This is a genomic window from Nocardia mikamii NBRC 108933 (assembly GCF_001613505.1).
Lineage (GTDB): Bacteria > Actinomycetota > Actinomycetes > Mycobacteriales > Mycobacteriaceae > Nocardia > Nocardia mikamii.
Map to the genome: position 1 here is coordinate 308,384 of NZ_BDCM01000014.1, position 13,631 is coordinate 322,014.

12 protein-coding genes are annotated in these 13,631 nt (G+C 62.0%); 7 read left to right on the top strand and 5 right to left on the bottom strand.

Going from position 1 to position 13,631, the window contains the following annotated elements; translation table 11 throughout:
- Positions 1-43: 43 nt before the first annotated feature.
- Entirely contained in the window at positions 44-1,561 is a 1,518-nt protein-coding gene (locus NMI01S_RS22985) for an HNH endonuclease signature motif containing protein (RefSeq protein ID WP_063920822.1), read from the top strand.
- Between the two features lie 389 nt (positions 1,562-1,950).
- Here the strand turns inward: NMI01S_RS22985 and NMI01S_RS22995 are convergent, their stop codons facing one another.
- Positions 1,951-2,241, bottom strand: a complete 291-nt coding sequence (locus tag NMI01S_RS22995) for a hypothetical protein (RefSeq protein WP_063000357.1) — start codon at positions 2,239-2,241, stop codon at positions 1,951-1,953.
- Positions 2,242-2,627: 386 nt separating this feature from the next.
- On the opposite strand from NMI01S_RS22995, the gene NMI01S_RS23000 reads away from it, so the two are divergent.
- Positions 2,628-3,749 carry a helix-turn-helix domain-containing protein gene (locus NMI01S_RS23000; RefSeq protein WP_218021089.1) on the top strand — a complete coding sequence of 374 codons (1,122 nt, stop codon included), beginning with the start codon at positions 2,628-2,630 and terminating at the stop codon, positions 3,747-3,749.
- Here NMI01S_RS23000 and NMI01S_RS23005 read toward each other — a convergent pair.
- Both NMI01S_RS23005 and NMI01S_RS34340 read right to left on the bottom strand, forming a co-directional pair.
- Positions 3,746-4,384 (bottom strand): HAD family hydrolase, encoded by a 639-nt coding sequence (locus tag NMI01S_RS23005; protein ID WP_063000359.1) that lies wholly within the window; start codon positions 4,382-4,384, stop codon positions 3,746-3,748. The two genes, NMI01S_RS23000 and NMI01S_RS23005, sit on opposite strands and share 4 nt — an antisense overlap.
- 156 nt (positions 4,385-4,540) lie before the next feature.
- Positions 4,541-5,920 (bottom strand): DNA cytosine methyltransferase, encoded by a 1,380-nt coding sequence (locus tag NMI01S_RS34340; protein WP_245716985.1) that lies wholly within the window; start codon positions 5,918-5,920, stop codon positions 4,541-4,543.
- 146 nt (positions 5,921-6,066) lie between these two features.
- On the opposite strand from NMI01S_RS34340, the gene NMI01S_RS34345 reads away from it, so the two are divergent.
- Both NMI01S_RS34345 and NMI01S_RS23010 read left to right on the top strand, forming a co-directional pair.
- Positions 6,067-6,513, top strand: a complete 447-nt coding sequence (locus NMI01S_RS34345) for a very short patch repair endonuclease (RefSeq protein WP_281186750.1) — start codon at positions 6,067-6,069, stop codon at positions 6,511-6,513.
- A gap of 42 nt (positions 6,514-6,555) precedes the next feature.
- On the top strand, positions 6,556-7,329 hold the full coding sequence (locus tag NMI01S_RS23010; RefSeq protein WP_063000361.1) for an NgoMIV family type II restriction endonuclease: 774 nt from the start codon (positions 6,556-6,558) through the stop codon (positions 7,327-7,329).
- Positions 7,330-7,393: 64 nt separating this feature from the next.
- Here NMI01S_RS23010 and NMI01S_RS23015 read toward each other — a convergent pair whose 3' ends face one another.
- Positions 7,394-8,161 (bottom strand): hypothetical protein, encoded by a 768-nt coding sequence (locus tag NMI01S_RS23015; protein ID WP_063000363.1) that lies wholly within the window; start codon positions 8,159-8,161, stop codon positions 7,394-7,396.
- Between the two features lie 451 nt (positions 8,162-8,612).
- Between NMI01S_RS23015 and NMI01S_RS23020 the strand changes: the two genes are divergently transcribed.
- The 3 genes from NMI01S_RS23020 (at position 8,613) to NMI01S_RS23030 (ending at position 12,651) form a co-directional block, all read left to right on the top strand.
- The gene (locus tag NMI01S_RS23020) at positions 8,613-9,284 is read left to right on the top strand and encodes a KpnI family restriction enzyme N-terminal domain-containing protein (RefSeq protein WP_063000365.1); all 672 of its coding nucleotides are present in this window, start codon (positions 8,613-8,615) and stop codon (positions 9,282-9,284) included.
- A 92-nt stretch (positions 9,285-9,376) separates the two neighbouring features.
- Positions 9,377-10,813: a ParB N-terminal domain-containing protein gene (locus tag NMI01S_RS23025; protein ID WP_063000366.1), complete on the top strand. Its 1,437-nt coding sequence runs from the start codon at positions 9,377-9,379 to the stop codon at positions 10,811-10,813.
- A 56-nt stretch (positions 10,814-10,869) separates the two neighbouring features.
- The gene (locus tag NMI01S_RS23030; RefSeq protein WP_245716987.1) at positions 10,870-12,651 is read left to right on the top strand and encodes a DEAD/DEAH box helicase; all 1,782 of its coding nucleotides are present in this window, start codon (positions 10,870-10,872) and stop codon (positions 12,649-12,651) included.
- A gap of 171 nt (positions 12,652-12,822) precedes the next feature.
- Here the strand turns inward: NMI01S_RS23030 and NMI01S_RS23035 are convergent, their stop codons facing one another.
- Complete coding sequence (locus tag NMI01S_RS23035) at positions 12,823-13,626, bottom strand: DUF1460 domain-containing protein (RefSeq protein WP_063000988.1); 804 nt, start codon at positions 13,624-13,626, stop codon at positions 12,823-12,825.
- Between the last annotated feature and the right edge of the window lie 5 nt (positions 13,627-13,631).

Consider the following 13,631-nt stretch of genomic DNA (forward strand, 5'->3'; position numbering starts at 1 on the left):
CGAAGGGGTGCACACCACCACCCCTTCTTGGTAGAATTCGAACATGCATTCGAACAGTGGAGAGGGCGCGGAGCAGGTCGCGAGACCGCTCCTCGCTGCGGTCTCCGAGCTGTTCGAACGATCGCTGACACCGCTGTCGGATGAGCAACTGGTAGAGGCGATGCGTGATGTGGAGAGTTGCACGCGCCGACTGACTGCGATGCAGCATCGACTGCTGATCGAGGCCGAGGAGCGATCCCTGCCGTCACGGACCGGCGCGAAGACGATCAAGCGGTTCCTGATGGAGACACTGCGCATATCGAGCGCCGACGCGGGCAGCCGCGTGAACTCGGCGCGCTGGGTGGGGACGTTCCACGATCTGGACGGTGAGGTCCGCGACCCGCAATTGCCCCGCACCGCAACCGCTTTGACCCACGGCGAGATTTCCGCCGACCACGTCCGCGGAATCGCGCAGATCATGAACCGCGTGCCGCGAGGCGTATCCCACGCGGATCGCGAAGCCGCCGAACAACTGTTGGCGGAGTTCGCACGATCGGGCTCACCGGACGACATCGGCAAGGTCGGCGATCGAATCCTGGCCCACCTGGACCCCGACGGCCGCCTCACCACCGAGCAGGACCGCGCCCGAATGCGAGGCATCGTCGTAGGCCGGCAACGCCCGGACGGCATGTCCCCCGTGCGCGGCGACATCGACCCGGTACTCCGTGCCCTACTGGACCCACTCCTGGCCAAGTACGCACGCCCCGGCGTCTGCAACCCGGACGACCCGAACAGCCCCGCCGTCGATATCGACACCACCGACCCTGCGATGCTCGCCGAGGCAGCGCGAGCCGATCACCGCAGCGCCGCGCAACGCAACCACGACGCACTCACCGCGATCCTGCGCTCGGGCCTGATCGCGGAGGACCTCGGCCGCCACCGCGGCATGCCGGTAACCACCGTGCTGACGATGAAACTCGAAGACCTGGAAAAGGATTCGGGCGCCGCGACTACCGCCACCGGCGGCGTCGTCCCGATCCGCGAGGCGCTGCGACTGGCCGAACGATCCCGCCCCTATCTGGCGATCTTCGACCAGGCCGGCCTCCCCCTGCACCTCGGCCGCATGAAACGGCTCGCCTCCCCAGCGCAACGCCTGGCACTCATCGCCGCCCTCCGCGGCTGCTCTCGCCCCGGCTGCGACGCCCCCGCCAGCCTCTGCGCCGCCCACCACATCCGCGACTACGCCAAAGGCGGCCCCACCGACATCACCAACCTCGTCCTGGCCTGCGACGCCTGCCACTCGTTGATTCACGACGGCCCGGGTGGCTGGAAAACCGTTGCACAGAACGAGCTTTCCCCGTTCGCCGGCCGCACCGCCTGGATCGCACCCGAACACATCGACCCCAGTCGGACACCCCGCATCAACCACCGCCATCACCCCGACGAACTCCTGGCAGCGATACTCACGCGCATCCACCTACGCGACGAACAGGAACGACTGCAACGCCGACAACGCGAACGCGAACAGCACGAGCGCTGGTTGCAGTCGCATTCGCATCCACCCGACACCAGCGCAGCCTGACACCCGACCACCGGCCGGGCGCACCGCCGTGCGCGAAGCAAGACGCCGACTCTCACAGCCGCCGGGATCGGTCCGGCCTCACCCGCCCGGCGGCCACGAGAGTCCTCATCGCTACCGCCTTCGCAGCGCACAGGGCGGGATCACATTCCAAGTGCAGCTGCATATCCTCGTGCGCCTCCACCACCGTCGGCACCGGCGACCGAGCGGCGTGCGTCAGCGAGAGCGACAGAAGACGCGGGCGCACAACGGCTTTCACAGCAGGACGTGCGACTTCGCCGAACCTCTGATCGCCCCCCACATCCGGCCAAGCACAGGAAACACCTGCCACCGCCAACGCCGCCACACCGACAACCGTCACCACCGAAGCGACCAGCCCCCAGCCAGACATCTCAATCACCCGCCTCGACCCTCGGATCACGCGGAGCCGAGGCGGGATCCGAAGGAATAGTGGGCCGCGCCCGCGCATAGGTTGCCTCCGGCTCAACCGCCTCCACATCGCATGCCGCGCAAACAATTCGGAGCCGCTCCCCGAGATGCTCGACGCTCGGAACCACAACCGCCGCCACGTTGTACCCACCGATCCGATCGAGCAGCCGCATGATCGGATCATCGATATCCCCAGCCGTCCGAAACACCACCCGCACCAACGCGTACCCCAACTTCACCGCATGCGCGAGCACACGCTGCTCATTCGCCGGCCACCCCGGTAAGGTCCGGTCGATATATCCGAGAGCGCGAGGCGGCCCCTTCGGCAGTTCACCCGGCGCAACATAAGCGGTAGGAAGCGTCATAGCGACCTCCCAGTCGTCACAATGAGATACATTCGGCTCCTTCAGTTTTCGTTGGCAGGCACCCGCCGCCGAGAATTACTGACGTTGTGGATGGCGTCACAGATATCCGGGCATCGACCCGGCGGCGGGGCCGATTCGAGCTTCACGGAGAAACGACGCAAACCGAAGGCATGGAACCGCTACGGCGCCGCTACGCTGCAGGTACGGACCGTCGAGCCAAAGCGAGGGGGATCGCAGTGAGGGTGACGAAGTGGACCGGACGGGAGGTACGCGCCTTGCGTACCGAGGCGCTGCGGATTACTCAGCGCGAATTCGCCGAGCGGCTGGGATTCAGTGAAGCTGTCGTCCGGAAATGGGAAAGCCGCGGAGAGACAATCACTCTCGTTCGGCAGTTTGCAGACGCCATGGACACCATCTTTCGGCGTCTCGACGACAACCAAGCCGCTCGCTTCCACGACGCGCTGCCGACCCGTCCGCCCGTAGTCGGTGCGACAGAGACTGCGGCAACAGCGGTACAAATCCGCCTTCCTGATCTACGGAAGGCGCTCGACACTCACGACGCCCCGCCCGATGGACCGATCCGTTCGCTCGATCTGCTGCACGCGGCTGTGGCGTCGGCTGTCCGCGACCGCCTCGATTCGAACTATCTCCGCCTAGCCATCGAGCTCCCGGCCCTGCTGGACGAGCTGCACCGAGCCCGCCTCTCCCCAGAACTACTCCGAAACGATGTGAATAGTCTTCTCGTCCAGGCTTATCGAGCAGCCGACGCGATCGCGGACAAGTATGGATTCGCGGATCTGTCCGCCCGCATCATCGGCATGATGGAGACCACCGCACGCGACGGCGACGACCCACTACTCGCTGCGGCGACCGCCTACGTCCGCACCGAACTCTTCTTCAACAACATGGACCTCGCGACCGGCCGGAAGCTACTCGAACGGGCAGCAGATCAAATCGACCCGTCCCAATCGTTCCGCGCCGCCGCAACCTACGGCTCACTACACATGCGCGCCGCTGTCGTCGCCAGCTGCGAGTTCCGCGCAGACACGGCTCACGACCACCTTGCGGAAGCAACCCGCGCTGCGCGAATGGTCCCGGAATCGACCTATTTGGGTACAGCGTTCGGGCGCTCGTCCGTCCGTATTCACCAGGTTTCCTTGGGCGTGGAACTCGGTGACATCGGTGGGGCGCTCAGAACCGCCCAGAACTGGACCCCGCCCGACGACATCCCCGCCGAGCGCCGATCGCACTTCCACATCGACCTCGCACGGGCACGCATGCAAGCCGGAGATCGGGACGGCGCCATGCAGTCCATCCACACTGCCCACTCCATCGCACCCCAACACACCAACTGTCATCCCCACGTGAAGGAAATGCTTGCGCGCCTTAGTGTTTAGGTGATCGCTTCCACCAACTCGGTGAGGGAGCCGACAACCCAGTCGGCCTCCCCCGCCGCGATGACATCATCTGCCCACAGATATCCCCACGGCCCGCGCCGGATCAGCGCACACCGCATGCCGGCCCGGCGTGCTGGAATCAGATCGCTGTCGCGGTGATCACCGACGTAAAGAATCTCCTGCCGGCGGCCGGGCGCGAACTCGGCGACCCGATCGAAGAAACTCGAGTCAGGCTTAGCGACTCCCCATTCCCCTGACGTGGCGATCTCGTCGCACGGAAGATTCAGCGAGCGCAGCAACTGCGCCGCTCGCCCGGTCTGATTGCCGGCGATACCGACCCAAATCCCACGCTCCTGCAAGGCAGACAACGCCGGTCGCACGTCCGGATACAGATCGCTTTCCTCGATGTCCTCTCCACGGCCCGCGGCCTCTCGCAACTGGCGTTCACGTTCGAGATCGAACCCTGGCCGGAAGTACTGGAACGTCTCGGCATTGTTCCGCCCAGCTGCAGTCACCGCTCCCAGCACTGCGGAAAAGGTGTGCCGTGGAACGCCAATCCAATCAGCCCACGCAGCGTACTCGCGAGTGTCATCTAAGAGTGTCTCGCCTACATCGAAAACGACGGATTGGATCAATCGGCTCCTCCATGTACCCAGCCCGGCTGCGTCGGATTAGTCAATCAGATTCTCGCCGCAATCCGACGATCAGTCTCAATCTGCCCTAACTTGTGCGGTTTGTTCGCCAGCGCTCGGTAACCGCAATCTCGCCGAGCTGGATCCGATCGTTTGTAATCACATTACATTAGCCGTCAGGTAATCTACCGCCCCGTTCTTCCGATTCCGCTCGTCAGCCTCATTCAAAACCTTGATAATAGATTCCCCTACAGCCTTGGCAACCGGCGGCGGAAACGCGTTTCCTACCTGACGATATTGCGCAGTCTTACCGCCCGAAAACTCCCACTCGTCAGGGAATCCTTGAACAATGGCCGCCTGCCGAACAGTGAGCATAGGGCCATCCGGCCGAAAAAGATCACGCTCTTCGGTACCCTTCTTCAAACAGGTTTCAATGTCATTGGCAACACCGATGCCTGAGATCCCGAGTTGCTTCCATGCCGCTCTTGCCCGGCTCGGACCAAGGTCTGCGCCGCCATGCTTCTTCGACCCCCCGACCAGGGTAGGCGCAACTCCGCCCCCCTTGCCCTTGAGCTCCGAGGCACGATTGCGCGCGGTATCACGCCACCGTTCAAATGCTTGACGGGCGCGCTCCGAGTTTTCTGCGTCGACGTTGTCGAAGCGCTCCCGCATCGAAGGCTCCAATATTTCCGCAATACTAACAGGATCATCGCAGGTTTTTTTAGGCATTTTATATGCAATATCACGGATCACGTCGTTACGAAACGCCACTAGAATCGCCCTCGGCCGGAGTTGCGGTACCCCGAAATTACTGGCTTCGAGTATCTCCCATGCACCGAGATTGTATCCGAGATCCGCAATCTGGGACTTAATCCAAGCGCGGTAGGTAGAGAATTTCGGATCCATAAGCCCGCGCACATTTTCGATCAAAACTGCTCGCGGATTCAGGATATCAACAAGCTCCAACATTCGCGGAAATAGATCTCGTTCATCGCGCTCTCCGAGCTGCTTACCGGCGTGCGAAAATGGAGGACACGGAACACCCCCCGCAAGAAGATCCAAACCGCTCTCTTTCAGAATTTTAGAACTCTTATCGAGGCCATTAACTGGATCGAACTCTTTGACATCCGCCGAAATAATGTCGCAATTATCTCTTTCCCATGCCCACAACTCGTGCTTTTCGATATTGAGCCTCAACGTACCGACCGCGTACTCGTCGATCTCGATCAATGCCAGATGACGAAAGCCAGCCTGGTGAAGTCCTACTGCTTGGCCGCCGGCCCCGGCACAGATCTCGATCGACGTGAAGTCGCGCTCAGCCGTGACCAGGCCGGCACTGCGCAAGTCGGTCGTCTTCCGTGTGCCGCGCGCACGCTTGCTGCCACCAGAACGGCGTTTGGAGCCAGCACCGCTTCTCATCGGTGCCGCGCTTGGCGTATCGGGTTCCACCAAGTCGAAGAGCGCCCCGGACTCCAACGAACTCGCCCCTGCCTGCACTTCATCGTCTGAAGTGGTCTCGATGACACGAAGCTCGGTCACGCGGTTACCTTTCGATGCAGAGGCCGAGGCCGGGCCGACGTGGGTGCGGGAGTATTTTTCCGTATGCCATGCCCCAACTTCGAACTGGGACCGCCGTGACCGGAAGCCGATCGGAAGACGCCCGTCGAAAAGCCCACGAGCTGGGCTTGTACCCTGCCCCTCTCAACGAAGGGCGCTCTCGGAACATGCGAGCGAACCGCCGATCGGATACGAAGCCCGAAGTTGCTTTGCGGAGTGCGTTGCACAGACTTGGGTATCGCTACCGGAAAGATCACAGACTGGATCTCGGTTCGCTCAAGGTCAGGCCGGACATCGTCTTCACGAAACGAAAAGTGGCTGTCTTCGTGGACGGCTGCTTCTGGCACGTCTGCCCCCAACATGGCCGCCAGCCGACGACGAACGAGTGGTACTGGACACCCAAACTCCGCAGGAACATGGAACGCGACCGAGCTACAGATGCCGCTTTGACAGCTGCAGGCTGGCGGGTGATTCGCCTGTGGGAACACGAGCACCTGGACAGCGCCCTCGCCACTGTAACCGGCGTCCTGAACGACAGCCTCGAACATGTGAGCGATACTAGGGGAAACTCGTGAAGCTCGCTGTCAGGCGCACCGAACAGACTAGATTTGGCGAACGTGACGACTCCGTTTCGGACCGAACTGCTGGGCTGGAGGCCGAGCAAGAAGAACAAGCTCGGCTGGAAGTGGGTTCCGAACTCCGCCGATACTGACAACGTGACAAGCCTTTTGATGGCAGCGCACATCCTCGAGCAGATCCGTCAACCCAACCCGAACCCGGGTTCCGAACCTGTTGCGGCGCCTGATAATCCGGGTGCTTTGCTCGAAACCCTGGTGCTTACAGACTTGGCCAGCCAGCTCCCAGATCTGGACCCGCGCCGGCAGTGGGACTTCGACAGAGGAAAGAGCATCGTCGGATACGCGCAGTACCAGCACCTGGCCGGCATAGAAGCCGCTATCTCCAAGGATCCGAATCTGCGGGTGACGCTTGGCACCGACTACCTGATCAAGCCCGATGTGCTGGTCGGTCTACGCGGGACACCCACTAGCACGTCGCATCCCTGGCTCCACGCCGCAATTGCATGCAAATGGACCATCCGCTCCGATCGAGTCCAAAATATCCGTCACGAGAACGGGAACATGATCAGGCACAGACGGGGTCGGCTGCCGCACCTCGTGACAGTCACCGCCGAACCCCTTCCGACACGCCTCGCGTCCATCGCTCGTGGGACCGGCGAGGTTGACGCGACCTACCACATCGCCTACGAAGAACTCACGAAAGCCGTTGCAATACATGGAAGTTCAGAACAGCACAACGCCTGGGAGGAGGTCACGAAGCAGGGTCGGCTCCTCGATTACAAGAATCTCGCGCAGTCACTGGTGGACTGGTGAGCCCGCTCATCGCCCCCCCGCATCTCGCTGAACGTTCCTGGCTATCAAGCGAAGTCAAAGCAAGCTAAGAAACCCTGTTCTGAAGCGCGTGCACGAGCAGCGCGTCGCTATCCGCACGTCTGTCCCGCTCGTTGAGCGACTTCAGGATCTGCATGACATCAAGCAGCTCTTCTCTTGCGCCGGCGTGGCTGATGATCGTGTCGACCGCATCAGGCAAGTCCACATCTCTGCACGCCACGATGGCGTCAGCGGTCTCCAGAGGCTCGGCCTCGGTACCGACGTGACGCATCAAGCTATTCGCGTTCTCAAGCTCGCCGGTGGAAACGTAACCGACCAACTGGCTGACCGGGCGCCACACCACCTCATCTGTAGACGGCCATGCCACGTCGAGTCGGTTGTTGCGCCGGTCCCCCAGCAAGGGGGGGACCGGCGCGTTGTCCAGCGCCCTCGCGGTTCCACTTTCGGCCGGCTTGCTGTTCGTAACGCTCTCGCTCGGTAGCCTCGTCGCGCCGAAGCTTGGGCGCACGGTCACTGGTTCCGCTACCAGCCGCCCAGCAAGGGCGCGATTAACTCTCTTCAGCTCCTCCCACCCCTCGTCGGACCCGCCACCGCCATGCGCTACGTCATATAGCCCCTTGAGCGCGACCTCCGCGAAGGGGACCTTGCGGCCCCTTACTACTACACGCTGAAGAGCCGACTTGCTGAGAACCGTCCCGGGCTTGGGCCGCTTCATGGGCCCGGACAGTTCCAACGCACGAAACTCGTGCATTTCCTCCTCCGTGAGCCCCCGCTCAACCTTGAGTTTCTCCAGTTCAGCTTGCCGACGCCACATCCATCTCTCTAGCTCCTCAGCGATGGGCCTTAGCCCGCAAGTACGGCTCCCACCATCTAACAAACGTTCAGCAGCCAGTTGGATCAGCTCACGCACATGATCGGCAAGGTCTCGGCTGGCATTGATGTCAATGCTGCCACCGTTTTGGCCGGTTCTTACCACGTCTGCCCGCCCCGTCGGAGTAGAGATGCCACGAATCCAGTAATTCTGACCGTCACAGGCTGAACCTGTACAGGAGAAGACTGTCCCGCACTGTCCCGGATAGGCCCAAGAGATGGATGCAGAGTCGCTGTGCCCCAAGCCGATCCGGGACAGTGGCGGGACAGCAAGGCACTTCCCATCGCCGACCTTCTGGTGTTCTCTGGACTCCCGACCGGGCCGATGCATTTGGCACCCAGCAACGCTCGGATAAGCATGCCTTACCTGAAATGGCCGGAGAAAGGAAAGCCATATGACCACCCCAGCTTGGACAGACAGAGCACTCGGAGGTAAGAAGCGCGTGGCACTGTGGCTTTTGCAGGAGGTCGGCGAAGGGGAATGCTTCACTAAAACGCAGCTCCGGAACGCGTTCCCCGACACCCAGCAAATCGACCGCCGGATGCGGGAACTCCGTGACGCCGGCTGGCGCATCGATACCAACCGCGAGGATCCCTCCCTCGAGATGCATGAACATCGGTTCGTCAGCCGTGGGAAGCCGGTCTGGGAACCAGGGCAGTCATCGAGAGCGGACATCGCCGTCACGGCTACGGAGCGGTATGCGCTCATGACGCGGGACGGGCACAAATGCCGGTCCTGCGGAATCGGACCGGGTGAGAAGTATGCCGGCACCTCCGTAACATCACAGCTCGATGTAGCCCGGCGCGCGGTGCGAATGCCGAACGGCGACACGAGGACACAGCTGGTCATCGAGTGCAATCGCTGCCGGGTCGGGAGTCGCGACCTGACGGCCAGCTTGGCGGAGGTCATGGCACGGATCGAGCGCCTGCCCGTTTACGAACGGAAGATGCTCGCTTCGTGGGTGCAACAAGATGCCCGAAGCTTCAGCGAAGTCGAGGAGCTGTGGGCGCACTACCGGACCCTGCCGGCCGAGTCTCGGCATGAGGTTCGTATGGCACTGCAGTAGCTACTCCGGTTCGCCCTCCAAGGGGATTGGGGCCGTTGGCAACAGGGCCCCCTCCCGTACACACCTGACTTCCTTCGAGGAGGATCTCCCATATGTTCACCGATTTCGGGACGCCCCCGACAGCCGAGACCACGCGATCGCTGGTTGAAGAGCGATTGAAGGAGCAACTCGAAAGCCGCGGCGTTGCCGAGACTTTAACGGTCGAATGGCGCGACCGGCCCCTCCACGTGCCAGTCATCGATGTACCGCTCGAAGTCTTGTTCTATAACCCTGGCACACACCGCATCCGGGCACAGCGCAGTCTGGATCCAGCACGGGATGCCGCGCTCACAGAGGACCCTTGGTCGCCTAAAAGTCAAGACTATCTTCAGCATTTGCTGACAATCCGGCCCTCAGAGCCCGACCATCGGGACCCTGACTTCGACAAATTGAAAGACAGCCTCGAAGAATACAAACAAATCGAGGCCGGCCTGATCACCCGTGATGGGATCCTCGTCAACGGGAACACCCGCTGCGCCGCGCTGCGAGAACTTAAGACCGGCACGACGATGCGTGTCGGCGTCCTACCGGAATCATGTACTTGGACCGACATCAACGACGTCGAACTGGCGTTGCAGCTCCGTCCCGATGAACGGCGCAAGTACTCCTACATCAATAGGTTGCTCGCAATCGAGGAACAGCGGGTTCAGCTCAACCGCACCCCCGCGGTTATCGCAAAAGCCTTCCACACCAACACGAAATCCTGCGAGCGTGACCTTTGGGTTCTCGCCCAGCTACGAGAACTGATCGACCGCAGCACCACTGCTGACGGCACCTCCCTGCGGCTCGTCGACTTTGAGGACTCTCAAGAAAAGCTCGCAGAGCTGTATCGCGTCTACATCAATGAGCATTCCAAGAGCCGGGAACGAGCAGATCTGCTGAAAGAGGCTCGGCTGGCCGCGATCGTACTGGACTTCTCGAAAACCGATGTCCGGTACATCGAAGCTGATTTTCAGAATCGATACCTGGACAAGGCATTGCCCGATGATCTCAAGCTAGGCGAGCCCGCCGCTGCGCCGGCCGCGGTCACCATCCCCGGCTTGAACCGGTCAGTGAAGGGCGCCGGAGCGAGTGTCGCATCCGCCCGCGCCATGACCGATCGAGTGCTTCAAGCCAAAGCGATCGGGTCTGACCGCAATACCGCTTCTCCTGCCGACAAAACTGCTGCCTCGTCAACGATCGCCTCCTATAAAGAGGCTTTCGAGGACGCGATCGATGTCGCCGGCCGTACTGCCCGGCTGAAGAAGAAGCGGCAGGCCGCCCCGGACCGGATCAACGATGCCTGCAAAGACCTCGAACAATCCATCACTGATCTGGTGCTGTCACGCGGCAGTTCGAGCCTCGACGAGGGGGCCCTGGACGACGCACTCGAGAAGCTGCGCGACGTCCTCGGCAGGCTGGAAGCAGAAGCGCAGCGCACAATCGAGTTGCCAGGAGACGGCCTGGCCTGGCTCAGTGCCGCTGTCCACGTGATGTGGGCGCAGCCATGAGCACTACCGATAGCACGCCATCGCTCCGACTGGGGCTTGCGGCAAACCGTACTCATGTGGAGCTTCACACGACCCCAGCTTTTCAGCGCGACTTCGCGCAATTGTCAGCCCGAATGTCTGCCAATGGCCGGAATGGCCCACTGTCAGCGGAAATTGATCTCGACGACTTCTTGGTCAATCTCGATCAACTCGCCAGTTGGCCACATCCAGACGTCGACTGGGGGGCAGACCTTGCAGCCCTGGTCAACGGCGTGCTCGACGACGCGGAATCAGTGGACCGCTCGCTTCAGGACACGGTTCCCGGCGGCACAGCCGAGGATGTACGGCCTTCCGATGTCTACAGTTTGCTGGGTTCGGACTGGATCGCCGATCTGACCTCATTCCAGCAGCGCGATATCGCCAAACTCCTTTCCCTGCGCCACGGCGCCAACTTCAGCGTCCCCGGTGCAGGTAAAACCCGCGTCGCACTCGCGGTGTATGCCGCGATGCGCAACCGCGGAGAAGCAAAGCGGCTCTTGGTAATTGGACCCAAATCGGCCTACGAAGCATGGCAGTACGAAAGTTCGGTCTGTTTCGAGGAGCCGCTGGTTGCAGATGTGCTGGGTCAGTCCACGCATCCGCTCGCAGAGCTGCGAATCGCGAACTATGAGCGGCTGGACCGATCGCTGAGTACATTGGCGGACTGGCTGAAGGCGGGACCGTCGATGATTGTGCTGGATGAGGCCCATCGTATGAAGCTCGGGGCTCGCGGCACCTACGGGGCAGCTTGCTTGGCATTGGGCCCCCTGGCAGCCAGACGGCTTATCCTGACTGGTACGCCCGCTCCGAACGGGGCACGAGACTTGGAGAGTCTTCTATCGTTCGTCTGGCCTGGCCACGGCAAAAGGGCAGTCACCGAGGCTGTCGCCGGCGGCGATCTGGCGCATGCAAGCACTGTGCTACGTCCTCTCTTCACTCGCACAACCAAGCACGAGCTTGGGCTACCGCCGTTCGAACCTAAGGTCCGTTACTTGGAGATGCCCCCTGTTCACGCCGAGGTCTACCAGGCGCTCAAAGGCAACTTCTCCGCTCGCGCAGAAAGCTCACGCAGTAGTATCGAGGCGCTCGGTCGCGCGATGCTGCGCCTGCTGATGGCTGCCATCAGTCCCGCCTTGCTGCTCGAGGGGGCCAGCCCATATGAGCCACTGGAATATCAACTGCCGCCGTTGGACCCGCCTCCTGGCGATTCACTGTTCGAGCTCCTACAGAAGCTTCCAAGCCTGGAGCTTTCCCCGAAATACCAAGAGACTGCAAAGATCGTTGCCGACAATGTCGCTGCAGGTCGAAAGACATTGGTGTGGACCACATTCGTTCGCAGCCTCACGACACTGGACAGGTTGCTAGAGGGCTACAACCCAGCGATGGTTCACGGCGGAACACCCGATCGCGACGAGCAACTGCGCCGGTTCCGCCAAGATCCCGACTGCCACGTCCTGATCTCCAACCCCGCGACACTCGGCGAGGGGATCAGCCTTCATCAGGTCTGTCACGACGCCGTATATGTCGACCGTGATTTCATGGCCGGGCGGTTTCTGCAGAGCCTGGATCGCATTCACCGGCTCGGCCTGGCGCCAGGCACCGAAACCAGGGTCACCGTACTCGCGACTCGCGGCACCGTGGACGAGGTGGTCAGCATGCGGCTCGAGCAGAAATTGGAATTCATGGGGCGCATCCTCGATGACCCTGGCGTCCAACAACTTGCGGATCTGCAAGAGGAACCGGCAGCCGGCGTCGGCATGGACGCCGCGGACGTACGTGCATTATTGCGACATATCGATGCATCAGCTGTCCAAGCATAGCGTCAGCCACCATGTGTATTGCGCAGAGGTGGGCGCCAAGTTCGTTTCGTTGTTGCGTAATGCGTTTCGGCTGCCGAAGCACCGGAGACTCGCGATGATTCCTCGGCGGCAAACGCCATCGGGCTGTCTGCGCCCCGATGGAGTTCGCGAGGCACGCGTGGGACCTGAGCTCTATGCGATGCGCGGGCGCAACACCACAATGCCCGGGACACTCTGCAAATACTCGGCCAGCGGGGTGTCCACAACCTTGCGGTTGGCGGCGAGGGACGACGCGTTTCGGAAGACTGGGCCGCTCGGCGTGGTGATGAGGATTCCGACATGGGTGACGTCCAGTCCGGGCTGGTCGGCGTAGGCGCCGATGTAGTCGCCGGTTCGTAGGCCGTTGATGACACTCTGGTCTACCGAGGCACTGGGGATGTAGGTGATGTCGCGGTCGACAACTGGGATGCCCGGTAGATAGACGCCGCCGTCACCCTGTGCGTTGAGGTGTTTCGGAACGGTGGCTGCGGCGGGCGACAAACTCGCGGTGATGTCTGTGGCGGCGGTGTCGGCGACTTGCGCCCAGTCGGTGAAGAAGTGTTTGCGGTGGGTGTAGTCGACTTGGGCGGCGGCGTAGCGGGTGTCGATCAGGTTGGCTTCGAAGCGGTTTCGGTCGGTGGTTCGGCTCAGGGCTTCTACGTAGTCGAGGAAGGTGAAGCAGTCCACCTGGCGGAAGTCGGCGACGAGTTGTTCGGGCTGGGTTGCCGAGCCGATGAGGGTGTTCGCGGCGTAGGGGGTGCCCAGGAATTGTCGGGACAGCAGGTCCAGGAGTTCGCCTTTGCTCGCTCCGGTCGCGCCGGCGCGCAATGCGACGAGTTCGTCGATGCGGTGCGATGTGGTGTCGTCGATGGCGGCGTCGGCGCTTGCGCGCGTGGGCAGCAGGAGTGCTGCGGCGACCAGGACGAGCAGGACCGGCAGTATGCGGGTGGAGCGCAAGGACA

Excerpts from the sequence above, each read along its gene's own strand:
- NMI01S_RS22985 (WP_063920822.1), top strand. The coding sequence starts at position 44 with ATGCATTCGAACAGTGGAGAGGGCGCGGAGCAGGTCGCGAGACCGCTC.
- NMI01S_RS23015 (WP_063000363.1), bottom strand. The coding sequence starts at position 8,161 with ATGTGGCGTCGGCAAGCTGAACTGGAGAAACTCAAGGTTGAGCGGGGG.
- NMI01S_RS23020 (WP_063000365.1), top strand. The coding sequence starts at position 8,613 with ATGACCACCCCAGCTTGGACAGACAGAGCACTCGGAGGTAAGAAGCGC.
- NMI01S_RS23025 (WP_063000366.1), top strand. The coding sequence starts at position 9,377 with ATGTTCACCGATTTCGGGACGCCCCCGACAGCCGAGACCACGCGATCG.